The sequence below is a fragment of the Streptosporangium sp. NPDC023825 genome (assembly GCF_040639575.1).
Classification (GTDB): domain Bacteria; phylum Actinomycetota; class Actinomycetes; order Streptosporangiales; family Streptosporangiaceae; genus Streptosporangium.
The window spans coordinates 103,875-127,506 of the sequence record NZ_JBFAAE010000009.1; the positions used below are offsets into that span (position 1 = coordinate 103,875).

General features: G+C 72.5%; 17 protein-coding genes. 14 read left to right on the forward strand and 3 right to left on the reverse strand.

Annotated features, from left to right (window positions below; all coding sequences use genetic code 11):
• Positions 1–35: 35 nt before the first annotated feature.
• The 6 genes from AB0G15_RS11320 (at position 36) to AB0G15_RS11345 (ending at position 9,410) form a co-directional block, all read left to right on the forward strand.
• Positions 36–806, forward strand: coding sequence for an FkbM family methyltransferase (locus AB0G15_RS11320; RefSeq protein ID WP_362679392.1), 771 nt, complete (start codon positions 36–38; stop codon positions 804–806).
• The gene (locus AB0G15_RS11325; RefSeq protein WP_362837631.1) at positions 806–2,347 is read left to right on the forward strand and encodes a hypothetical protein; all 1,542 of its coding nucleotides are present in this window, start codon (positions 806–808) and stop codon (positions 2,345–2,347) included. Before AB0G15_RS11320 ends, AB0G15_RS11325 begins: the two co-directional genes overlap by 1 nt.
• A 140-nt stretch (positions 2,348–2,487) precedes the next feature.
• A complete protein-coding gene (locus AB0G15_RS11330) occupies positions 2,488–2,619 on the forward strand; it encodes a hypothetical protein (RefSeq protein WP_344745256.1) in 132 nt (43 codons plus the stop codon).
• 255 nt (positions 2,620–2,874) lie between these two features.
• Entirely contained in the window at positions 2,875–4,089 is a 1,215-nt protein-coding gene (locus tag AB0G15_RS11335; protein ID WP_362837789.1) for a glycosyltransferase family 4 protein, read from the forward strand.
• Entirely contained in the window at positions 4,090–8,322 is a 4,233-nt protein-coding gene (locus AB0G15_RS11340) for an alpha-(1->3)-arabinofuranosyltransferase family protein (protein ID WP_362837633.1), read from the forward strand.
• Complete coding sequence (locus AB0G15_RS11345; protein WP_362837635.1) at positions 8,319–9,410, forward strand: DUF3068 domain-containing protein; 1,092 nt, start codon at positions 8,319–8,321, stop codon at positions 9,408–9,410. The genes AB0G15_RS11340 and AB0G15_RS11345 overlap by 4 nt, the downstream gene beginning before the upstream one ends.
• Here AB0G15_RS11345 and AB0G15_RS11350 read toward each other — a convergent pair.
• Positions 9,352–10,584, reverse strand: coding sequence for an acyltransferase (locus AB0G15_RS11350; protein WP_362837637.1), 1,233 nt, complete (start codon positions 10,582–10,584; stop codon positions 9,352–9,354). The genes AB0G15_RS11345 and AB0G15_RS11350 overlap by 59 nt on opposite strands.
• A 150-nt stretch (positions 10,585–10,734) precedes the next feature.
• Here AB0G15_RS11350 and AB0G15_RS11355 point away from each other — a divergent pair, with 150 nt between their 5' ends.
• From AB0G15_RS11355 to AB0G15_RS11365, 3 genes are all read left to right on the forward strand, one after another.
• Positions 10,735–11,628, forward strand: coding sequence for a DUF3068 domain-containing protein (locus tag AB0G15_RS11355; protein WP_362837639.1), 894 nt, complete (start codon positions 10,735–10,737; stop codon positions 11,626–11,628).
• Between the two features lie 222 nt (positions 11,629–11,850).
• A complete protein-coding gene (locus AB0G15_RS11360; protein ID WP_362837641.1) occupies positions 11,851–12,966 on the forward strand; it encodes a nitronate monooxygenase family protein in 1,116 nt (371 codons plus the stop codon).
• A 57-nt stretch (positions 12,967–13,023) separates the two neighbouring features.
• Positions 13,024–14,838, forward strand: a complete 1,815-nt coding sequence (locus AB0G15_RS11365; RefSeq protein WP_362837643.1) for a hypothetical protein — start codon at positions 13,024–13,026, stop codon at positions 14,836–14,838.
• Positions 14,839–14,888: 50 nt separating this feature from the next.
• Here the strand turns inward: AB0G15_RS11365 and AB0G15_RS11370 are convergent, their stop codons facing one another.
• Positions 14,889–16,091: a cysteine desulfurase-like protein gene (locus AB0G15_RS11370; RefSeq protein ID WP_362837645.1), complete on the reverse strand. Its 1,203-nt coding sequence runs from the start codon at positions 16,089–16,091 to the stop codon at positions 14,889–14,891.
• A gap of 81 nt (positions 16,092–16,172) precedes the next feature.
• The gene (locus tag AB0G15_RS11375; RefSeq protein WP_362837647.1) at positions 16,173–16,988 is read right to left on the reverse strand and encodes a crotonase/enoyl-CoA hydratase family protein; all 816 of its coding nucleotides are present in this window, start codon (positions 16,986–16,988) and stop codon (positions 16,173–16,175) included.
• 320 nt (positions 16,989–17,308) lie between these two features.
• Here AB0G15_RS11375 and AB0G15_RS11380 point away from each other — a divergent pair, with 320 nt between their 5' ends.
• The 5 genes from AB0G15_RS11380 (at position 17,309) to AB0G15_RS11400 (ending at position 23,613) form a co-directional block, all read left to right on the forward strand.
• Positions 17,309–18,859: an acyl-CoA synthetase gene (locus tag AB0G15_RS11380; protein ID WP_362837649.1), complete on the forward strand. Its 1,551-nt coding sequence runs from the start codon at positions 17,309–17,311 to the stop codon at positions 18,857–18,859.
• Complete coding sequence (locus AB0G15_RS11385) at positions 18,849–19,769, forward strand: OB-fold domain-containing protein (protein WP_362837651.1); 921 nt, start codon at positions 18,849–18,851, stop codon at positions 19,767–19,769. The genes AB0G15_RS11380 and AB0G15_RS11385 overlap by 11 nt, the downstream gene beginning before the upstream one ends.
• Entirely contained in the window at positions 19,770–20,789 is a 1,020-nt protein-coding gene (locus tag AB0G15_RS11390) for a thiolase domain-containing protein (protein WP_362837653.1), read from the forward strand.
• Between the two features lie 66 nt (positions 20,790–20,855).
• A complete protein-coding gene (locus AB0G15_RS11395; RefSeq protein WP_362837655.1) occupies positions 20,856–22,007 on the forward strand; it encodes a thiolase domain-containing protein in 1,152 nt (383 codons plus the stop codon).
• A gap of 19 nt (positions 22,008–22,026) precedes the next feature.
• Positions 22,027–23,613 (forward strand): acyl-CoA synthetase, encoded by a 1,587-nt coding sequence (locus tag AB0G15_RS11400; RefSeq protein WP_362837657.1) that lies wholly within the window; start codon positions 22,027–22,029, stop codon positions 23,611–23,613.
• Positions 23,614–23,632: the final 19 nt, after the last annotated feature.

A 23,632-nucleotide genomic window follows, 5' to 3' on the forward strand; every position in this document is an offset into this window, starting at 1 on the left:
CGGACGGGTTTTGACCCTTCGGTTAGGCTTCGCGCATGTCGATGCGGTTCCGGCCCGGTGTGGCCGTGCGGAGCGCCGTCGCCGGCGCGATCCCGTTGCGCTGGTTCGGCGCCGCGATCCGCCGTGTCTACCCCCGGCTGGACGCCGAGCTGGCCCGTGCCGAGGAGTTCGCGCCGCGCGGCGGCACCGCCGTCGACGTGGGCGTCTGGTACGGGCCATGGACCGCGAAGCTGCGACGGCTCGGCTGCGACGTCGTCTCGATCGAGGCCAACCCCCGCCTGGCCGCCATGCTCGGGCGGACCTTTCCCGACGTACGGGTGATCGCGGCCGGTGCCTCGGACCGCTCGGGCACGGCGCGGCTGTGGATACCCGGCGGCGGGCGGGGGGCGGAGGCCACGGCCTCGCTCGTCCACGGGGAGGGGAAGGGCGTCCCGGTGGACGTCCCGACCGTCACCATCGACGAGCTGGACCTGAGGGACGTCCGGTTCATCAAGGTCGACGTGGAGGGCCACGAGCTCGCCGCCCTGCGCGGCGCCGAGCGGACCGTCCGCCGGGACCGGCCCGTCCTGCTCGTCGAGCTGGAGACCCGGCACCAGGACATCGAGCTGGTCGTCGACCAGCTCGCCGAGTGGGGCTACACCGGTTCCGTGCTCACCGGCGGAACCTGGGTGCCGCTGGACGGCTTCGACCTGGCCGCCCACCAGAAGGCGGCGGTCGGCGAGGTGGAGCGGAGCTTCGTCTCCCGCCTTCTCAGACCCGGCGGCGAGTACGTGAACATGGTGCTGTTCCGCCCCGCGACCCGCTAGTGCGTCCTCCTCGCGCTCCCACCCCGCTCCTTGCTCCCGCCCTGGTGGGGCTGGTCCTCGGGGTGCTCGCGCTCTGGCCCGCGCTCGGTCCCGGTTTCGTGCTCCGCTACGACATGGTGTTCGTGCCCGATCCGCCGCTCCCGCCGGACGGCGGCGGTTTTCCCCGCGCGGTGCCGAGCGACCTCGCGGTGGCCCTGCTCTCGTCGGTCCTTCCCGCCCAGATCACGCAGAAGGCGATCCTGCTGGGGATCTTCGTGCTCGCCGCGACGGGCGCCGCGGCCCTGGTGCCCGGGGAGCGCCGGGTCGCCCGGCTGGCCGCCGCGGCGTTCTACGCCTGGAACGTCTACCTCGCCCAGCGGCTGCTGCTCGGCCAGTGGGCGCTGCTGCTCGGGTACGCGGGCCTGCCGTGGGCGGTGCGCGCGGTCACCCGCGAGGGGGTCTGGCGGACGGTCCTCGCCCTGCTCCCCGCGGCGATCGGGGGCTTCCAGGCGATGCTCGTCTCGGCGATGACCGTGCTGCCCGTGGCGGGCCGCCGGGCCCCGCGCACCCTGCTGGTCGTCGCCGTGCTGAGCCTGCCGTGGCTGGTCCCGGCGCTGGGCAGTGCCGCCGTCACCGACCCCGCCGGGGTGCGGGCCTTCGCGCCACGCGCGGACGGGCCGCTGGGCACCCTCGGCAGCCTGCTCACCCTCGGCGGCGTGTGGAACTCCGGAGCCGCCGTACCGGGACAGGAGACCTGGTGGTCGGCCCTGGTCCGGCTGGCGGTGGCCGTGGCGGCGGTGGCGGGGTACGTCCTGCTCGGAGGGGGGTGGCGCGGCCGGGGCTCCGGCGAGGAGGGAGAAGGCGGGCGGCCCGCGTACTGGGGTGGGCTGGCGGCCGCGTCGGCGGCGGGGCTGGCGGTGGGGTGTGCCGGCGCCTTCCTGCCGGGGGCGGTGGAGGCGATGATCGGGCTGTGGTCCGGCTTCGGGCCGCTCCGCGACGGGCAGCTCTACCTCGCCCCCTTCACGCTGCTGCAGGCGGTCGGCCTGGCCGCGGTGACCGCGCGGCTGTCCCCGGCGGTCCGCCCCGGCATGCTCGCGCTGCCCCTGCTGGTGCTGCCCACCTTCGCGCTGGGGGCGTTCGGCCGGCTGGTCGCGGTCGACTACCCCCAGGACTGGTACAGGGTGCAGCGGATCGTGGACGCGGATCCCGCGCCGGGGGCGCTGCTGACGCTGCCGTGGGGGGCCTACCGGGCGTTCGGCTGGAACGGGGGCCGGGTGGTGCTCGACCCGGCGGTCAAGCTCTTCCGGCGCAGGGTCGTCTGGAACGACGGCCTGCCGGTCGGGCTGGGAGACGGCCGCACGCTCACCCTCGCCACCGAGGATCCGCTGGCGCGCAGGGTCGGCGCGATCCTCGCGGGGGCCGGCCCGCTGACCGGCCCGCTGGCCGCGGAGGGGATCGGCCACGTGCTGATCCAGAGATCGAACGAGAACCTGTTCCGTGCCAGGCTCCCCGGCGCAAGGCTGATCTTCGCTGGTCAGGACCTGCTTCTCTTCCGCCTGTGATCCGTTGAGATGCAACTATGTCGCGATTTACCAGCTGGTAACATTATTTATCACATTTTTACCGATTGACTAGCTGGAGACCTGTATCAGGTTCTACTGTCGGGCAGACCGCACGACCACACGTTGGAGGGAGTACTCGAGTGTTGCGAGTGATCGCCGCTCTGGCGGTAGGGGCGGTGCTGGCGGTCGGAGCCTCGGTGGCCGTCACGAACGTCGCGGCGCCCACCCCCGAGCCGCCCAACAGACCGCTCTACAACTACGGCACCAGGTGACGGCCCGGGGCCGCGGGCCGGCCCCGGCAGCCGCCTGAGCGCAGCCACCCCCGACGCGACAGGGCCTGGCCGCCGCATGCGCTGATTCCCCCCGGCGCCGTTCACGCATGTCGTACGGCGACGGTTCACGTGGACACCCGTCGTGCGGGGACATGCCGCACGGCGTCACAGGAGACGCAGGAGATAGGAGTGGTCGTGGCCGGACAGGGCGCCAGGGCGACCTCGCGGGTCTCGGGCCCGCCGCCCGCCGCGGGCCTGGTGGTCGCGACGGCGCCGCAGCGGCCGTCCATGCGCGGGGTGCGCGTCGCCGTCCTGAACTTCCGCGAGCCCCTGCAGTCCGTGGCGGGCGGCGCCGAGGAGTACGCCTGGCAGGTCAGCCGCTACCTGGTCGGCCAGGGGGCCTCGGTCACCTTCGTCACCTCCAGGGAGCCCGGGCAGCCCGCGGCAGAGGAACGCGACGGCATCGCGCTGCGGCGGATGGGCAACCCGTTCCTGGTCTATCTCCTGGTCCCGCTCTGGCTGCTGTGGCGGCGCCGGAGCTTCGACGCCGTCATCGACTGCATGAACGGCATCCCCTTCTTCGCCCCCCTGGTCGTGAGACGGCGCACGGCGGTCGTCTCCCTGGTGCACCACGTGCACGACCGCCAGTTCCACGCCTTCTTCCCGCGCTGGCTGGCCAGGATCGGCTGCTTCGTCGAGGGGCCGGTCGCCCGGCTCGTCTACCGGCGTCGCGCGACCGTCACGGTCTCGGAGTCCTCCAGGAACGAGCTGCGCGAGCGGCTCGGCTGGCTCGCGCCGATTCAGGTCATCCCGAACGGCAGCCCGGTGGCGCGCCCGGTCGCGAGCGGCGGGGACACGGCCGGGGATCCCGCCGTGGTCTACCTCGGCAGGCTCGTGGGCCACAAGCGCGTCGAGCGGGTGGTGGACCTCGCCGGTGACCTCCAGGGGGCCTGGCCCGGCATCCACGTGCACGTCATCGGGCGCGGCGGCGAGCGGGAGCGGCTCGCCGCCCACGCCGCCCGCCGCGGGCTGGAGGACCGGGTCCACCTGCACGGCTTCCTGCCCGAGGCCGCCAAGAACGCGATCCTGGGGGCGGCGCGGGTCAACGTCACCGCCTCGGAGTTCGAGGGCTGGGGGCTGACCGTGATCGAGGCCGCCGCGCTCGGCGTCCCGACGGTCGCCTTCGACGTCGCGGGACTGCGCGACTCGGTACGCGACGGTGTCACGGGCTGGCTGGTCAGGGAGGGCGAGGCGCTGGCCGACGTGGTGGACCGCGCGCTGGGGGAGCTGTCGGACCCGGCCAGGCGCGAGGAGATCCAGCAGGCGTGCAGGCTCTGGGCCGCCGAGTTCACCTGGGGGAGAACGGGCGCTACGATGACCGGACTAATCACCACAGAACTATCTAAAAACGGTCGCCACCTCCATGTATCCGATCCCTGTCTCGCCACGGGTGAGACCGATCCGCCGTAAGTGTCCGTGATCCCTGAGGCGTGGATCGCCCGCCTGGCCGCGCCCCCCGCCACGTTCGGAGCCTCCGACACCGGGCTGCGCCTCCGGCTCAGGTTGCTCGCCGGATGCCTCTTCCTCGCGGCCGTCGCCTTCAACATGGCGCCGGGCATGCTCATCGCCGAGACGAAGCTGGACATGCCGATCAACCCGATCGGCTTCCTGTCCCAGGCGCTGAACATGTGGGACCAGGACTATCTGGGACACCTGCAGAACCAGGCGTACGGCTACATCTTCCCGATGGGCCCCTTCTACACCCTGCTGATCAACGCGGGCATGCCCCCGTGGGTGGTACAGCGGCTCTGGGTGACGCTGATCCTGTGCGTGGCCTTCGTCGGCGTCGCCCAGGTGGCGAGGGCGCTGCGGATCGGCGGGCAGCTCGCCGGGGTGCTGGCCGGTCTCGCCTACGCGCTCGCCCCGCACGCGCAGGCGCTCATGGGGTTCAACTCGGTGGAGTTCGCCCCCAGCGCGGTCCTGCCCTGGGTGCTGCTCTTCCTCGTCAGGGGAGCGCGGGGCGAGACGAGCCCGCGCAGGGCGGCCTGCCTGTCGGCGCTGGCGTTCCTGTTCGCGGGCGGCATCAACGCCGCCGCCGAGCTGGCCGTGCTCGTCGTACCGATGATCTACCTGCTGACCCGGGCGCGCGGCCCGCGCAAGCGGCGGCTGATCGCCTGGTGGCTCGCCGCGATCGCCGCGGTGTCGTTCTGGTGGATCGTCCCCCTGGTGATGCTGGGCAGGTACGTCTTCTCGTTCATGCCGTTCACCGAGAACGCGTGGACGACCACGGTCGTGGGCTCGCTGACCAACGTGCTGCGCGGGATGAACAGCTGGGTGGCCTTCCTGCCGGTGGACGGCCGCCCCTACCTGCCCGCCGCCTACGAGCACGCCACGACGCCCTGGCTCGTGCTGGTCACCGCGCTCGTCGCCGGGCTGGGGCTGGCCGGGCTCACCCTCGCGCGCACGCCCGAGCGGGCCTTCCTGCTGCTGACCACGCTCGCGGGCGTCGCCATCCTCGTCGCGGGACACGCCGGGCCGCTCGCCGAACCCCTCAGGGCGCTGCTGGACGGCCCGCTAGCGCCGTTCCGCAACCTGCACAAGTTCAACGCGCTCGTACGGCTGCCGCTGGTGCTCGGCCTCGCCGCGCTCGTCTCGTACGTGGGGGCGCGCAGGGCCCTCGTCCGCCTCCCCGTCGCGGTGGCGGGGGCCGGGCTGGTCGGGCTCACCCTCGTCCCCGTCGCCTCGGCGGGCATCGCGCCGAGCGGCGCGTTCGCCGACGTCCCCGAGCACTGGCGGCAGGCGGCCTCCTGGCTGGACGAGCGGGCCGACCAGGGCACCGTGCTGGTCCTGCCGGGAGCCCGGCGCGGCGAGTACACCTGGGGACGGCCGCTCGACGAGCCGTTCCAGCCCCTGCTGAAGAAGGCCCGCTGGGTGAGCAACACGATCGTGCCGTGGGGCACGGCCGGCTCCAACCGGCTCGTCAAGGCCATCGACGACCGCTTCGCCAACGGGCAGGGGTCGGAGGGGCTCACCCGGACGCTGCGCCGGATGGGCGTGCGCTACCTGCTGATCCGCAACGACCTCGACAGGATCGCCTTCGGCGACGCGTGGCCCGCCCGCGTGCACGAGGCGCTGGACCGCTCTCCTGGCCTGAACCGGGTGCGCGGCTTCGGGCCCACGGTCGGGTTCGAGGACTCCTCGACCGGCGCGGGCTGGCTCGACCAGCCGTACACGTCCCTGGAGATCTACGAGGTCGCCGGGGCGCGTCCCGTGGTCGGCACGGTCGCCGCGAAACGGCCGCTGCGCGTCTCCGGCGGCCCCGAGGCGCTGCTCACCATGGCCGAGGAGGGTGTCCTCGGCGACGACCGGCCGGTGATCCTCGGCGACGACCCCGGCGCGGACGCGATCCCCGCCGCCGACACCGTGCTCACCGACACCATGCGGCGTCGCGAGCTGGTGGTGAGCGACCTGCGCAGGCCGTACGGCGAGACGATGACGCCGGACGAGCCCTACGAGGGCCGGGGGCCCGCCCACGACCTCACCGACCCGGCGTGGGCCGAGCCCAAGACGGTCGCCGTCTTCACCGGGATCAAGGGCGTCACCGCCTCCTCCTCGCAGTCCAGGTTCGGCGTGACCCCCGGGACCCGCGACGGCGGGCAGCAGCCGTACGCCGCGGTGGACTTCGACCTGCGCACCGGCTGGCGCTCCACCGGCTGGGAGCCGCCCACCGAGCAGTGGCTGGAGGTCCAGTTCACCGAGCCGATCTCGGTGCCCTCGATGCAGGCCGTCTTCGAACGCTCGGAGAACGCGGTGACGGTCTCCGAGGTCATGGTGGAGACCGACACCGGCAGGGTACGCACCCGGCTCGGCCTCGGCGCGCTGTGGGAGCGGCTGAACGTCCCGCCGGGCAGGACGTCCCGGATCCGGATCCGGGTCACCGGCGTCCTGCGCGACCCCAACCCCCGGGTCGGCATCACCGAGCTGGCCATCCCCGGGGTCCGCCCCGGGCGCACGCTCGTGGTGCCCGCCCAGGGGCCGGCCTCCTCGGCGGACCCCTCGGACCCCTCGAAGCCGGGGCAGACGGTCGTGACCAGCCGGACGGACACCGCCCCCGGCTGCATGCTCGGCTCCTACGCCTGGACCTGCTCGGACAGGCTGCGCTTCGTGGGCGAGGACGGTTACGCCTTCGACCGGTCGGTTCCCGTCGCCACCGGCAGGCGGGTGCTGGAGGGCAGGGCGGTGCTCACCGACCAGCGGGTGGCGGAGACCCTGCTGATGCCCGCCGGGAGCTTCCCGCGCGCCACCGCCTCCTCCACCGCGGGCGACATCCCGGCCACCGGCGCCTACGCGGCCTTCGACGACGACCGCAGGACCATCTGGTACGCCGGGGACAAGGACCTGGCGCCCTCGCTCTCCGTCGAGCTGGGCAGGAAGGTGACCCTGTCCCGGCTGCGCGTGGACTTCCCCGACACCAGGCTGGGCGCCCCGCCGGTCCGGGTCACCGTCGAGACCGACGGCGGCGTCCGGTACGCCTGGGCCTCGAAGGACGGGTGGATCCGCTTCGCGCCGATGAGGGCGAGCCGGGTGAAGCTCACCTTCGCCGCCCTCGGCTCCTGGCGGATGGAGGTGCTCGGGGTGGCCGTTCCGGGCATCGCGCCGCTGCCCACCCTGGACGCGCAGCCGGTGAGGATGCCCTGCGGGTTCGGCCCGACGCTCACCGTCAACGGGGTGGAGACGCCCACCGAGATTCGCGGCGGGACCCTGGGCGACCTGCTCAACGGCCGCCCGGTCGGCTACCGGGCCTGCGAGGCGGTGTGGGCCCAGGGCGGCACGCTGCGGGTGCGTGCCGCCGCGCTCCAGGGCTTCCGGGTGGACTCGATGGTCCTGCGCGCCACCGGAGGCGGGAGCGCCAAGGGCGCCGGGAGCGGTGGGGGCACCACGAGCACCGGAACAGCCGGGAGCACCGGGAACGCGGCGGCGGTGACCCTGCGGCCCGCGGCCGTCGAGAGGTGGGACGCCGGGGAGCGCCGGGTCAGGGTCTCCACGACGGAGCCCTCCTACCTGGCGCTCGGCGAGAACTTCAACCGGGGCTGGCAGGCGTCGTTCGGCGGGCGCGTGCTGGAACCGGCCCGGCTGGACGGCTGGCGCCAGGCGTGGCTGCTGCCCCCCGGGAGCGGGACCGTCGTGATGACGTACGCCCCCGACGGCCTCTACCGGACGTCGCTGATCGCGGGCTGGGCGCTGGTCGCGCTGGTCGTCGCGCTCGCCCTGGCCCGCCCCCGCCCGGCCGGGAGGCTTCCCGCGTCGCCGCCCGCGGCGCCGCGGGCGGCCTGGCTGTGGCCACTCGCCCCCGCGCTGGGCCTCCTGGCCGAGGGCTGGGCCGGTGCCGCGCTGGCCGGTCTGGTGGCGGCGCTCGCCCTGTGGCTGCGGGGCGTCGCCGGGGCCGGGCACAGCGCGGGCGGCCTGCCGTACCGGATCGGCCGGATGCTGCTCACGCCGTTCCCGGTCGCGGCGGCGCTCGGCGCGGCCGGTCTCGCGCTCGGCTACGGCGGGGACGCCGGGGCGGTGGCGGCGCAGTACCTCTGCCTGGTCGCGCTCGGCCTGCTGCTCGCCGCGGCGCGCGTGCCGCCGCCGCCCCGCTCGTGGCTGCCGGTACGGGCACGGGCGCAGGGCGGTCCCCTCCAACCCGCGGAGCGACGATGAACGACCAGAGGTCGCGCGGCGTGCTGCTCCTGGTCGCCGGTGCCTTCCTGATCACGCTGGCCGCGCTGGTGCGCCTCCACATCTACCCCAGCGGCCTGCTCCTGCCCGCCGAGCAGGACCGCATCACCAAGCTGACCACCGAGTCCGGCTCCTACTTCGACACCGCCACCCTGCGCACGCACCGGGGCGTCCCGCTGGAGACGGTCGTGGCCAGGTACGGGGACACGGTCAGGTCCACGCCGGACATCGCCGTGTGGACCGAGTTCGTCTCCCTCGCCACCCGCGACGGTCAGCGCGTCGACTACCACGAGCGGCGCGCGGCCTTCGACCGCCGTACGGGGCTGGCGGTCAACTGCTGCGAGAACTACGTCGACGAGAACGCGAACCCCGCCCCGCGCGGGCTGGTGTTCCGCTGGCCCTTCGGCGCCCGGCCGGTCGCCTACCAGGTCTACGACCCGCTCGCCCGGCGCCCGGTGGCCGCCCGCTTCGAGGGGATCGAGACCCTGTACGGCGTCCGGGTCAACCGCTACGCGCAGCGCCTGGTCAACGAGCGGCTCGTCCAGCAGGCCATGGAGCTGCCCGGGTCGGTCCTCGGCCTGGGCGGCAGGAAGCCGTTCCCCGTCAACGCCTACCTCGAGGGGACCCGCACCTTCTGGGTGGAACCGGAGAGCGGCATGGTGATCGGGCTCAGGGAGAACCTGGTCAAGACCCTGCGCACCCCCGACGGCCGGGGGCGGCTGGTCGCGCTCGCCGCCGACATGCGTACCAGTGCCGGGGACGAGCGATGGAACGCCGGGGAGGCGGAGCAGTTCCGCCGCTGGACGACGCTCGTCAACCGGGTGATCCCGCTGTCGTGCGCCGTGCTCGGCGCGCTGCTGCTGGTGGCGGGCCTGCGCGTGCAGGCACGCACCTCCACTCCCACGGCCTCCACTCCCGCGGATCCCGTTCCGGGAGGCCCCGCCCCCGCGGCCTCCGGGAGCGGAGGCGCGGACGGTACGGACGACACCGGCGCGGGGGAGGGAGACGGGGTCAGCGGCGGCGGAGGCGGTGGAGCCGCAGCGCCGGAGCCTCGACCAGCCGGTGGCTGAGGTCGGCGAGCAGCACGGTGAACGCGGTGCACACCACCAGCGTCGTCAGCAGGCCGCCGGTGAAACTCTGCCGGCCGGTCAGCTCGTACCAGCCCACGATCACCACGAACTGCCACAGGAAGACGCCGTAGGAGATGCGGCCGAGGTAGCTCATCACCCGGTTGCCGAGCAGCGAGCGCAGCGGCGAGGGTTCGGGGGTCTGCAGGGCCACGGGGGCCAGCAGGGCCAGCACGAAGACCGTGTAGAGGGCCATCTCGAAGATGTCCGTCCACAGGTCCTGGATCTCGAAGAGGCGGCCTCCCGCGACGGGGCTGGCCGCGACGGCGTAGACGAGGGCGGCGATGATCCAGCAGGTCACCCACGACTCGCGCAGTCCCCTGGTCAGCCGCCGCACCGGGGCGTCCGGGTCGGTCTCGGCGTGCGCCCACAGCGAGACGACGGCCAGTGCCATGCCCGTCGCGAAGTAGAGCATCGACCGGGGGAGCCAGAGCCCGAGTTCGGGCCGGTGCACCGGGAAGTGGCTGAAGACCGCCCAGAGGGGGGAGACCAGGGCGAGCGCGCAGATGCCGGTGAGCAGCAGCCGGGCCCTCGCCACCGGGTCCGCGCCGCGTCGCGCCAGGGCGCGCAGCGCGACGGCGATCAGCGGGAGGGCGAGATAGAAGGTCATCTCGACCGAGAGGCTCCACATCTGCCCGAGCCCCGGCGGGCTCGCCCCGGCCCACCACGGGTCGGGGACGTAGTTCTGCACCAGCAGCAGGAAGGGCAGCCAGCTGACCGGGTCGGCCGCCCGCGGCCACGACCACAACGACAGCGCGACGGCGACCACGAGCCAGTACGCGGGCAGGATGCGCAGCGCCCGCTTCCACAGGTAGTCGCCGACGCCGGGTGGCGCCGTGCCTCCCGTGCCCTCCGCGCCCTCCATGGCCTCCCGGGCCCAGGGCCGGTAGAGGAGGAAGCCGGAGAGCAGGAAGAAGATCGGCACCGCGATGTCGCCCCGGGAGAGCAGGGCGGGGAGGAACCCCTCCCGCAGGGAGGCGCCCGTCGTGCTCGCCACGTGGTATACCAGGACGCCGAAGGAGGCGACCGCGCGGACGCCGTCCATGGCGTCGAGATGCCCGCCGACCACCGGGAGATCCCGTACGTCCCCGCCCGCCGGCCCCCGGTGAACCGGCATAGAACCTGTTTCGGTCACTTTTTGGCATCCCTGGTGACGTAGATGATTCCCGGCACTAACATATCGCGAAATGGAACTTGTTATAGGGCGATCGGGACGCCTGTATAGCGCACGGCCCCTGGAGGAGCGATGCGTCGCGTCATCGGTTTGGTGTTGATCGGAATCGGGGCATTCCTCGTTGTTCTCGCACCGCTCGTGCGGTTCCAGGTGGCGACCAGTCTCATCGCCGCCCCCGCCGACCAGTACGGCATCAGCAAGCTGGAGGCCGTCGACGCCCAGTACTTCAGTCCCGGGGACCTGAAGGTGATGACGGGCGACCTCGACATCACCGTCACCACCAGGGGCGACGTCGCCGCGGCCGAGGGTGACCGGGTCGTCTGGGAGGAGGCGATGGCGGTCAACGACGTCACCAACCAGAACCCCCTCATCAACTTCACCGAGCGCCGCAGCGCCTTCAACAAGTACACCGGCGAGGGCGTCAACTGCTGCGACGTCAACATCGACAAGACCCCCGTGCAGCTCCAGGGCCAGATCTACAAGTGGCCCTTCGACGTCGAGAAGAAGACGTACAGCGTGTTCAACTCGACCACCGGCAAGGCGTTCGACGCCAAGTTCGTCGGCGAGGAGCAGGTCGGGGGGCTCACGGCCTACCGGTTCGAGCAGTCCGTCCCGCCGACCAAGATCGACACCATCACCGCGCCGGCCTCCGTCCTCGGCATGGACGACACCGGTGACGTGCAGGTGGACCGGATCTACGACGGCGTCAACACCTACTGGATCGAGCCGGTCACCGGATCGCCGGTGCGGCAGGAGCAGCAGCGTCACGACGTGCTCAAGACCCAGGACGGGGTCGAGCGCTCGCTCGCCTTCGTCGCCACCGCGAAGATGACCCAGCAGACCCAGGACGACCTGGTCAAGAACGCGGTCGACGGCAGGAACACCATCACGCTGCTCAAGACCACGATCCCGGTGGCGCTCCTGGTGGGCGGCCTGGTCCTGGTCGTCGTCGGCTTCCTGCTCATGAGGCGCCGCAGGGGCGTCTGAGAGACGGCCGGGCATCTGACGGACCACTGACGGACTATTGGGGAGGCCGCGGGCACACGCCCGCGGCCTCCCTCTTTTCGCGTTCCCGGCGGAACATTATTGGAACGCGTTCCACCTTTTTTCCGCTTCGTTACTCGCGAGTAGCTTGAGGTTGCAGCGAGAAGAAATGTTCTATAGTAGAACGCGTTGCAGTTTGTTCCCGGCCGGTCGTACAGTCGTGGTATGCGGACACGTGTTACCGACATGCTCGGGATAGAGTTGCCGATCTTCGCGTTCAGCCACTGCCGTGACGTCGTCGCCGAGGTCAGCCGCGCGGGGGGGATGGGCGTGCTCGGCGCCCTCTACTTCACCCCCGAGGAGCTCGAGATGGAGCTCAAGTGGATCGACGACCACGTCGACGGCAAGCCGTACGGCGTCGACGTGGTCATGCCCGCCTCGTACGCGGGCTCCGACCTCGGCGTCGACTCCCCCGAGGACCTCGTGGGACGGCTCCAGGGGATGATCCCCCAGGGGCACCGGGACTTCGTCGACGGCCTGCTCGCCGAGCACGGCGTGCCGCCGCTGTCGGCCGACGCGGACGCGGGGAGGGTGCTGCTCGGCTGGACCGACGCCACCGCCCGCCCGCAGGTCGAGGTGGCCCTGCGGCACCCGATCGCGCTGCTCGCCAACGCGCTGGGCCCGCCCCCCGCCGACGTGGTCGAGCAGGCCCACGCCAAGGGGGTGAAGGTCGCCGCGCTCGCCTCCACCCCCCGGCACGCGATCAAACAGGTCGAGGTCGGCGTGGACATCGTCGTGGCCCAGGGCACCGAGGCGGGCGGGCACACCGGGGAGATCTCCACGATGGTCCTCATCCCGCAGGTCGTGGACGCCGTCGACGTCCCCGTACTGGCCGCGGGCGGCATCGGCGACGGCCGCCAGATGGCGGCCGGGCTCGCGCTGGGCGCCGAGGGCGTGTGGACGGGGTCGATCTGGCTCGCCGTGGAGGAGGCCGACACCTCCGAGGTGGTCAAGCGGCGCATCCTGGCGGCCACCTCGCGCGACACCGTGCGCTCGCGGTCCTGGACCGGCAAGCCCGCGCGGCTGCTCAAGAACGAGTGGACCGACGCCTGGGAGTCCCAGGAGTCGCCCGGCACGCTCCCGATGCCGCTGCAGTTCATGCTGATCTCCGAGGCGCTCCGCCGGATCGGCCGCTCCGACGCGACCGAGCTGGCGACCTTCCCCGCCGGGCAGATCATCGGCACGATGAACCAGGTCAGGTCCACCAGGGACGTCGTCTTCGGCATGGTCGAGCAGTATGTCGAGGCAATGGAACGATTGGGCCGCATTACCGGCGAGTAGGTAGCTCATACCTGGACGAATGGGCTAAGAACTCATCAGAGCCGATGAGTTTGGAGAATGATGGCGTCGCCCCAGGTCACCGACCGTGCCCCCGATCCTCTGGCGAGGGTCTCCCGGCCCTTCCCCGGGAGCCGGCGGGTGTTCGGCGTCGCGCTCGTTCTCGTCGCGGCCCAGCTGGTCTGGCGGGCCGTGGTCCTGAACCGGGGCGGCTTCTTCGGCGACGACCTCAACATGGTGGGCCGGGCCGCGGCCGAGCCGTTCGGGCTCGACTACCTCTTCGGCGTCTACTCCGCGCACGTGATGCCGGTCGGGATGATCGCCAACAAGGTCGTCACCTCGCTCGGCGCGTACGACTGGACGGTGACCGCGGCGGCGCTGCTGCTCTTCCAGCTCGCCGCCTCGCTCGCCGTGTACCGCATGCTGCGCGTGCTGTTCGGGGCCCGCTGGGCGATCCTGGTGCCGCTGTCCCTCTACCTGTTCACGCCGCTCGCCCTGCCCGCCTTCTACTGGTGGGCGGCGGCGGTCCAGGCCCTGCCGCTGCAGGTCGCCATCGCGATGGCGGTCGCCTCCCACGTGACGTTCCTGCGGTCGGGGCGGGGCGTGGACGCGGTCGTGACGGGGCTGTGGTTCTTGTTCGGGCTCGGCTCCTTCCACCTCAAGGCCGTCTTCGCCATCCCCCTGCTGCTCGTCCTGGTCACGGTCCTGTACTTCCCGGTCCGCGAGCGCCTGCGCTCCCTGGCGGTCGTGTTCGGCGCGTACGCGCTCATGGCGGGCGCCTACTCGGTCCTGTTCGTCCTGCAGCTCGACCGCCTGCACGGCCAGGCCATCGGGGCGCCCGCGTCGGAGGTGGCGGGCCGGGCCATGGCGCGGATGCTGGGCGTCACCCTCCCCGTGCTCGCGGCCGGGGGCCCCGGACCCTGGTGGTACAAGTTCTACGCGGTCCCGCCGCAACTGATGATCGGCGCCGCCTGGCTGCTCGTCGCGGTGGTCGTCGCCGTCACCCTGTTCTTCCGGCGCGGGGCGTGGAAGGCGTGGCTGATCCTCGCCGTCTACCCGCCCCTCCTCATGGTGCCGATCCTGGCCGGACGCTCCCTGGACCGCGCCCTGGGGGAGGAGGCCCGCTACCTCGCGGACGTGACCCCGGTGATCGCCCTCTGCCTGGCGCTGGCGATGCTCCCGCTGCTGGGCGAGGCGCGCCCGTACCGCAGGCGGATCCCGGCCCGCGCCGCCGTCAGGACCGCCTGCGCGCTGCTGGCGGCCGGGGTCGCCGCCTGCTCCGTCTACTCCGCGCACAGATACGTGACGGGGACGGAGCCGGGCCGGGCCGAGATCCGCTCCTACCTCGCCTCGGTACGGTCCACGCTGGCCGCCGCCCCGCCGGGCAGCGACGTCTACCCCCAGCAGACCCCCTACGACCAGTTCGGCTTCGGGTACGGGGACGAGGGTCTCAGCAACCTCACCCTCAGCCCGCTGGCCCCGCCCGAGCTGGCCGCCCTCATGCGCAACCCCCGGCCGGCCGCCGCCCCGCTCGTGCTCGACCGCGCCGGGCGCCGTCTCGTCCCGGCCCGCCTCACCGGCCCCTACGTCGCCGCCCCCGGAGGCTGCTTCCCCCAGCGGGGCGGCATGATCTCGGTCCCCCTCACGCACAAGGGCGGCATGGTCGTCCTCGGCCTGGACTACCGCTCCACCGCCAGGACGGCGGCCTACGTGCGCGTCGGGGAGCAGGAGACCGAGGTCGTCCTCGAGCAGGGAACCGGCAGGATCCACATCCCCTTCACCGCCCCCGGCGTCTCCGTACGGCTGGAGATCCTGTCGGCGGAGACCCAGGTCTGCGTGACCGGCGGCCTCTTCGGCGGCCCGGTCCCGCGCTAGACCCCGAACCTGGCGCGGCGAATGCTTCGGTGCCCGATCTACCCGCCGGGTTAACCGGCCAGCTCCTGGACGCCCTTGAGGAGCCTGTCCACGTCGGACTCGTCGGTGTACGGCGCGATCCCGGCCCGGATCGCCCCGGTGTCGCCGAGGCCCAGGCGGCGCGAGCACTCCAGAGCGTAGAAGCTGCTCGCGGGCGCGTTGACGCCGCGTTCGGCCAGGAAGCGGTAGGCGTCGGCGGGCCTGACGTGGTCGACGGAGAACAGCGTCGTGGGGGTACGGCGGCGCGACGCCGCGCCGTGGAAGGTCACCCCGGCGATCTCGGCCAGACCGGCGTCGAGCCGTTCGAGCATCGCCCTCTCGTGCTCCTCCAGTGCGGTCATCGAGCGGGCCAGGCGTTCGCGCCGGGTCCCCCCGCCGGGTACGAGAGCGGCGAGGAAGTCGACCGCCGCCGTCGTGCCGGCGAGCAGCTCGTACGGCAGCGTGCCCAGCTCGAAGCGTTCGGGCACCGCGTCGCTGGAGGGGAGCAGCTTGTCGGGGTGGACGGTCTCCAGCAGGCCGGGGTCGGCGGCGAGCACGCCCAGGTGCGGGCCGAGGAACTTGTACGGCGAGCAGGCGTAGAAGTCGGCGCCCAGCCGTCCGACGTCGACCAGGCTGTGCGGCGTCAGGTGCACGCCGTCGACGTAGAGCAGCGCCCCGGCCTCGTGCACCCGCTCGGCGATCGCCGGGACGTCCGGGCGGGTGCCCAGCAGGTTCGACGCGGCCGTGACGGCCACCAGCCTGGTGCGCCCGGTGAGCAGGCTCGCGATCGCGTCGACGGCCAGCTCGCCGCTCCGCGGGTCGAAGTCGGCCCGGCGCACCGTGGCCCCGCGCGCCTCGGCGGCCTGTACCCAGGGCCGGATGTTCGCGTCGTGGTCCAGCGTGGTGACCACGACCTCGTCCCCGGGGCCCCACTCCTTGGCGAGCGCGCGGGCCATGTCGTAGGTGAGCTGCGTCATGCTGCGGCCGAACACGACGCCGCCCGGCGTGGCGCCGAGCAGGTCGGCCATCGCCTGGCGCGCCTCGGCCACGATCCCGTCGGCGCGCCGCTCGGCGGCGGTCTCCACCCCCCGGTTGGAGACGGCGGACCGCAGCGCCCCGGCCACGGCCTCCGCGACAGGCTCGGGCACCTGCGAGCCCCCCGGCCCGTCGAAGTGCGCCGCGCCCTCGTCCAGCGCGGGAAAGTGCGCCCGTACGGCGGCTACGTCGTATGCCATGAAACCTCCCAGGTCACTCCCGACCCTACGAAAGCGTCCCGTTCTCCGCGGAAGCGGGGCACGGGAACCGGGCACGTCACATCATTCGCCCCGGTAGGCGGCCGGGCGCTTCTCGCGGAAGGCCCGGGAGCCCTCCCTGGCGTCCTCGGAGCCGATGACCGGCCAGCCGATGGCGTCGGAGACCTTCATCGCCTCGGCCTCGGGCAGGCCCAGGGTCTCGCGGTAGGCGCGGAGGATCGCCTGGACGGCGAGGGGGCCGCACTCGGCGATCTGGGCGGCGATCTCCAGGGCGGTCGTCAGCGCCTCCCCGTCGGGGACGACCCGGTTGACCAGGCCCATGGCCAGCGCCTCCCGCGCGGTGACGGCGCGGCCGGTGAGCAGGATGTCCATGGCGAAGGCGTACGGGATCTGGCGGGGCAGGCGGATCGCGGAGCCGCCCATGGGGAAGAGGGCGCGGCGGGCCTCGAACAGGCCGAGGGTGGCGGACTCGGCGATCACCCGCATGTCGGTGCCGACGAGCAGCTCGGTGCCCCCGGCCACGGCGTACCCCTCGACCGCGCAGACGATCGGCTTCGTCGGCAGCGCGCCGGAGTCGCGCAGCAGGCCCTTCCAGTGGAAGTCGGGGATGGCCGCGGCCCGCTCCCTGACCCGGGCGTCCTGCGACGGGCTGCCCATGGCCTTCAGGTCGGCGCCCGCGCAGAACGTCCCGTGCGCGCCGGTCAGCACGGCGACGCGGACCTCGGGTTCCTCCGAGACGTAGGCCCAGGCGTCGGCCAGGCCGACCAGCATGTCGGTGGAGAGCGCGTTCCTCGCCTCGGGCCGGTCCATGGTGACGACCACGACGTGACCGTCACGCTCGACCCGGCAGTGCGGTGTGCTGATCGGCAGGAGTTCCACGGGACGACCTCCGGTGATTCGCCAGGTGCCTGATGGGAAATTCTGGATGCGTATCGTTCCCGCGCGGCCTGGCCGCCCGGGGTGGGACCGGGATTCCGGCGACGCCGGGCGAGGCGTCTCCCGGGGTGCCGATCCTGCATTGAAAGGGCGGGACCCGTGCTGAGTCAAGCGCTTGCTAGGCGTATCCCACGGGGTTAGTCTGCCCATGCGTACAAGAACAGATTCTTGTTCTAAATACCCCGTTCCGCCAGGGCTTGTCGCGATAAAGAGAACGTGATTCACTCCGGCGTGCCGGGGCCTTTCCACCGAGAGGATTTCCGATGGGTACGCTCGGTTTCTGGAGATTGGCGCAGGCGGACCCCGAGTGGGTGGCCGCCGTCGACCCGGACGGCACCGAACACCGCGCCGGTGACCTGCTCGCCCGTGCCAACCGCCTCGTCCACGCCCTGAGGGGACTCGGGCTCAAGGCGGGCGACGGCATCTGCGGGCTCGTGCCCAACGGCTCGGACGGGCTCACCCTCTACCTCGCCGCCCTGCAGGCCGGCTGGTACTACACGCCGATCAACTGGCACCTCACCGGACCCGAGATCGGCTACATCGTCGCCGACAGCGAGGCGCGCGCCTTCTTCGTCCACGAGCGCCACGCGGAGGAGGGACTGCGCGGCGCCGCCGAGTCGGGCATCGCCGCCGATCGCGTCTTCGCCTTCGGGCGGGTCGAGGGGGTACGGCCCGTCGCGGAGCTGACCGAAGGACAGCCGGACACCGCTCCCGCCGACCGTACGGCGGGCGCCACCATGCACTACACCTCCGGCACCACCGGCAAGCCCAAGGGCGTGCGCCGCCCGCTCAGCGGCCTGGACCCGGACGAGGCCGCCGAGCTGATGTCGTTCCTGCTGACGCTGTTCGGCATCACCCCGGGCAAGGAGAACGTCCACCTGGTCACCTCGCCGAACTACCACACCGCCGTCACCCAGTTCGGGGGGACGGCCCTGCAGATGGGGCACACGCTCGTCTACATGGACAGGTGGGACGCCGAGGAGACGCTGCGGCTCTGCGAGAGGTACCGGGTCACCAACTCGCACATGGTCCCCACCCACTTCAAGCGCCTGCTCGCGCTCCCCGGCGACGTGCGGTCCAAGTACGACCTCTCCTCGCTCAGATGGATGATCCACGCCGCCGCCCCCTGCCCGGTCCCTGTCAAGTGGGCCATGTTGGAGTGGTGGGGCGACTGCATCTACGAGTACTACGCGGCCACCGAGGGCGGCGGCACCCTCGCCACCCCGGAGGGCTGGCGGAGTCACCCCGGCACCGTCGGCACCGCCTGGCCGATCAGCGAGCTGCTCATCGTGGACGAGAACCTGGAGCCCGTGCCGGCGGGGACCCCCGGCACCATCTACATGAAGATGATGGGCGTCCAGTTCGAGTACAAGGGCGACCCGGCGAAGACCGCGGCCAACCGGCTGCGCGACCACTTCACCGTCGGCGACATCGGCTACCTGGACGAGGAGGGCTACCTCTTCCTCTGCGACCGCAAGGCCGACATGATCATCTCCGGCGGGACCAACATCTACCCGGCCGAGATCGAGAACGAGCTGATGGTCCACCCCAAGATCGCCGACGTGGCCGTGTTCGGCATCCCCGACGAGGAGTGGGGCGAGCAGATCAAGGCCGTGGTCGAGCCCGCGGCCGGGGTCGCCCCCTCGCCGGAGCTGGCGGCCGAGCTCGTCGAGTCGCTGCGAGGCCGCCTGTCCAGGATGAAGTGGCCGAAATCCATCGACTTCATCGCGGAGATGCCCCGCGAGCCCAACGGCAAGCTCCTCAAACGCAAGCTGCGTGACCCGTACTGGGAGGGACACGAACGTGCCATCTAGCGAAGACACCCGTTCGCCGCTGCGGGCGCGGCACGTGCTGGAGTTCCCCGGCGGATACACGCGCACGACGGGACCGGTGATCGGGCGCTTCCTCACCGAGCTGCGGGACGGGCGGCTCGTCGGGGTCCGCACGGCGGGCGGCCGCACGCTGGTGCCGCCGCTGGAGTACGACCCGGAGACCGGCGACGCCGTGACCGGCGAGTTCGTCGAGGTCGGCCCGGCCGGCACCGTCGAGAGCTGGGCGTGGGTGACCACTCCCAGGAAGAACCACCCGCTGGACCGGCCGTTCGCCTGGGCCCTGATCCGGCTGGACGGCGCCGACACCTCGCTGGTGCACGCGGTGGACGTGGGGAGCGCGGCGGACGCCAGGGCGATGCGCCCCGGGCTGCGGGTGCGCCCCCGCTGGCGGGCCGGGCGCACCGGGCACATCACCGACATCGAGAGCTTCGTCCCCGAGGTCACCCGGATCGTCTCCGAGGTCAGCGCCGAGTACACGGTGACGCCGGGCCTGGCGCTGACCCGCTTCCTGCAGGGGGTCGCCGAGGGTGTCCTCATCGGCTGCCGGTGCGGCACCTGCCACAAGGTCTACGTGCCCTACCGGTTGTCCTGCCCCGAGTGCGGGGTGTCGATCACCGAGGAGGTGGTCGTCCCGGACACCGGCACGATCACCACCTTCGCCATCAACAACCTGCCCGACCCGCGGGCCCCCGAGGTGCCGTTCGTCTCGGCGTACATCCAGCTCGACGGCACCGACATCCCGATGATCGCCCTGGTCGGCGGGATCCCGGCCCACGAGGTGCGCCAGGGCATGCGGGTGCGGGCCGTGTGGGTGCCCGAGGAGGAGCGGACGATGTCCATGTCGAACATCAAGTGGTTCGCCCCCACCGGCGAGCCGGACGCGGAGCTCTAGATGCGGGAGATAGCGGTCGTCGCGTTCGCGCAGACCCGGCACAGCGCCGTCGACGAGGGACAGAGCGAGGCCGAGCTCATCCTCCCCCCGCTGGAGGAGGTGAGGGCCGCCACCGGGTTGCGGAAATTCGGCTTCACCTGCTCGGGGTCGTGCGACTACCTGGCGGGCGCGCCGTTCTCGTTCGTCTCCGCGCTCGACGCGCTCGGCGCCTGGCCGCCGATCTCGGAGAGCCACGTCGAGATGGACGCGGCCTGGGCGCTGTACGAGGCCTGGGTCAGGCTCCAGCACGGCGACGTCGACTCGGCCCTGGTCTACGGCTTCGGCAAGTCGTCCCAGGGGGACCTGCGGGAGATCATGACGCTCCAGCTGGACCCGTACTACCTGGCCCCCCTCGGGCTGGACCAGGTCTCCTTCGCGGCGCTGCAGGCGTCGGCCACCGGGGCGGACCGGGCCGAGCTGGACGAGATCGTGCGGCGCAGCCGCGCCGACGGCAGGGCCAATCCGTACGCCCTCGACCTGCCCGACCCCGCCGGGGAGGAGGCGGAGGTCGCGCCGCTGCGGCCGTACGACATCGCCCCGATCACCGACGGCGCCGCCGCGGTGGTGCTGGCGGCCGGCGACCTGGCCAGGGAGCTGTGCGAGCGCCCCGCGTGGATAACGGGGATCGCCCACCGCATAGAGCCGCACTACCTGGGCATGAGGGACCTCGCCCGGTCGGCCTCCGCCGCCGACGCCGCACGCGCGGCGGGGGCCGGCAAGGGTGACGTCGACGTGGCCGAGCTGCACGTCCAGTTCAGCCACGAGGAGATCGTCCTGCGCGAGGCGCTGGAGCTCCCGGAGGGCACGCGCGTCAACCCGAGCGGCGGCCCTCTCGCCGCGAACCCGGTCATGGCCACCGGCCTCATCAGGATCGGCGAGGCGGCCGGGCGCGTCATGGACGGTACCGCGGGCCGCGCCCTCGGGCACGCCACGAGCGGCCCCTGCCTCCAGCACAACCTCGTCACCGTGATGGAGGCATGAAGGTGGAGCGAACCCGACGCAGTGAGCGGCGTGGACCGTGCGGCGAGCGAGGAGCGGTGAGCGACCATGGGTAACCCCTGCGCCGTCATCGGTGTCGGCCAGACCCACTACACGACCAAGCGGCGCGACGTCTCCCTCGCCGGGCTGGTCCGCGAGGCGGCCCTGCGCGCGCTGGAGGACGCGGGCTTGACCTGGAAGGACATCGACGCGGTCGTCATCGGCAAGGCGCCCGACCTGTTCGAGGGCGTGATGATGCCCGAGGCCTACCTCGCCGACGCGCTGGGCGCCGCGGGCAAGCCGATGATGCGGGTGCACACCGCGGGCTCGGTCGGCGGGTCCACCGCGCTCGTCGGCGCCTCGCTGATCCAGGGCGGCGTGCACGACCGGGTGCTGGTGGTGGCGTTCGAGAAGCAGTCGGAGTCCAACGCCACCTGGGCCCTGTCCACCCACCTGCCGTTCAGCGCCTCGCTGGTCGTCGGCGCGGGCGGCTACTTCGCCCCGCACATCCGCGAGTACATCCGCCGCTCCGGCGCCCCCGAGCACGTCGGCCACCTGGTGGCCGTCAAGGACCGGCTCAACGCGCTGAAGAACCCGTACGCGCACCTCAAGATCCCGGGAATCGACCGGAAGATGGTCGAGTCGACCCCGATGCTCTGGGAGCCGATCCGCTACCTCGACACCTGCCCGTCCTCCGACGGCGCCTGCGCGATGGTGCTGGCCGCGGAGGACAAGCTCACCGGCAGCACCCCCGCCTGGGTCCTCGGCACCGCGATGCGCTCCGAGCCGATCTTCCGCGCGGGCCGCGACACCGTGAACCCGCAGGGCGGCAAGGACTGCGCGGCCGACGTCTACCGGCAGGCCGGGATCACCGACCCGCGCCGGGAGATCGACGTGGCGGAGGTGTACGTGCCCTTCTCCTGGTACGAGCCGATGTGGCTGGAGAACCTCGGCTTCGCCGCCGAGGGGGAGGGCTGGAAGCTCACCGAGTCCGGGGCCACCGCCCTGGACGGCGACATCCCGTGGAACGCCTCGGGCGGCGTGCTGTCGAGCAACCCGATCGGCGCCTCCGGGCTGATCCGGTTCGCCGAGGCGGCGCTCCAGGTGCGGGGGACGGCGGGGGAACACCAGGTGGACGGCGCCAGGCGGGCCCTCGGGCACGCCTACGGGGGAGGCGCCCAGTTCTTCGCGATGTGGATGGTCGGCAGCGACAAACCCTGATCCCCCAGGAGGGGTGCGAATGGAGTTCAACCACGCGGATCTGTTCGAAGGGGTCGCCGACGCGGTCGGGGACCGCACGGCCGTCATCTGCGGCGACCGCCGCATGACCTACGCCGAGCTGGACGCGCACGCCAACCGGCTCGCCCACTTCCTCCAGGGCAGGGGCGTGCGCCCCGGGCAGCACGTCGGGATCCACCTGTACAACGGCATCGAGTACGTGGCCGGGCTGCTGGCCGCCCTCAAGATCCGGGCGGTGCCGGTCAACGTGAACTACCGCTACGTCGAGGCGGAGCTGCTCTACCTCTACCGGGACTCCGACATCGTGGCCCTGCTGTTCGACGTGGAGTTCGACGCCCGGGTGGCGGCCACCGCCCCGGACGCCCCCCTCCTGGAGCACCTGATCGCGGTGGGGGGACCGTCCCAGGTCGAGGGCGCGGTGCCGTACGAGGAGGCGCTGGCCGGGCGGCCGGAGACGCGCGGGTTCCCCGAGCGGTCGGGCGACGACCTCTACATCATCTACACCGGCGGCACGACCGGCATGCCCAAGGGCGTGATGTGGCGTACCGAGGACCTGTTCTTCGCCTTCGGCGGCGGCAACCCCTACGGCGAGCCGCGCGCCACCCCGGGAGAGGTGGTCGAGGCGGCCGTCGCCGCGGGCGAGATGACCATGATGGCCGCGGCCCCGCTGATGCACGGCGCCGCCCAGATGGGCACGTTCATCACCTGGTGCATGGGCGGCACGATCGCGTACGTCCGCAAGTTCGACGCGGCCGACGTGCTGCGGACGATCGAGCGGGAGAAGGTCCTGACGCTCAACATCACCGGGGACGCGATGGCCCGCCCGCTGGTCGAGGAGATCGCCACCGGTACCTACGACCTGTCCTCGCTGTTCGTGCTGAGCTCCACCGGCGCGATCCTCAGCGGTTCGGTGCGCGAGCGGCTGGAGGAGCTGCTGCCCGGCAAGGTGATCGTCGACAGCTTCGGCTCCACCGAGTCCGGCTTCACCGCCTCGGCGGTGCCCGGCTCCTCTCCCGAGTCCGGGCTGCGCTACCAGGCGAACCCCCAGGCCACCATGGCCGTGCTCAACGAGGCCCTGGAACCGGTCAAGCCCGGTTCGGGCGAGCTGGGCACCGTGGCCAGGAGCGGCCGCATCGCCTCCGGCTACTACAAGGACGAGGCCAAGACGGCCCGCACCTTCGTGACGGACAAGGACGGCGTCCGCTGGCTGCTCACCGGCGACATGGCCACGGTCGAGGAGGACGGCACCATCGCGATCTTCGGCCGGGGTTCCGCCTGCATCAACACCGGCGGGGAGAAGGTCTTCCCCGAGGAGGTCGAGGCGGTGCTCAAGGGCCACCCGGCGGTCTTCGACGCGGTCGTGACCGGCATCCCGGACGAGCGCTGGGGCAACCGGGTGGCGGCGGTGATCGAGCCGCGCCCCGGCACGGCGCCGACGGCCGAGGAACTCGAGGCCCACTGCCGGGAGAAGATCTCCGGCTACAAGGTGCCCAGGGTCTTCGCCTTCGTCGAGGCGATGGTCCGCTCCCCGGCGGGCAAGGCCGACTACCGCTGGGCCAGGACGACCGCCGAGGCCGCCCGTTCCTGACGCTCCTCCTGGTTCTTCC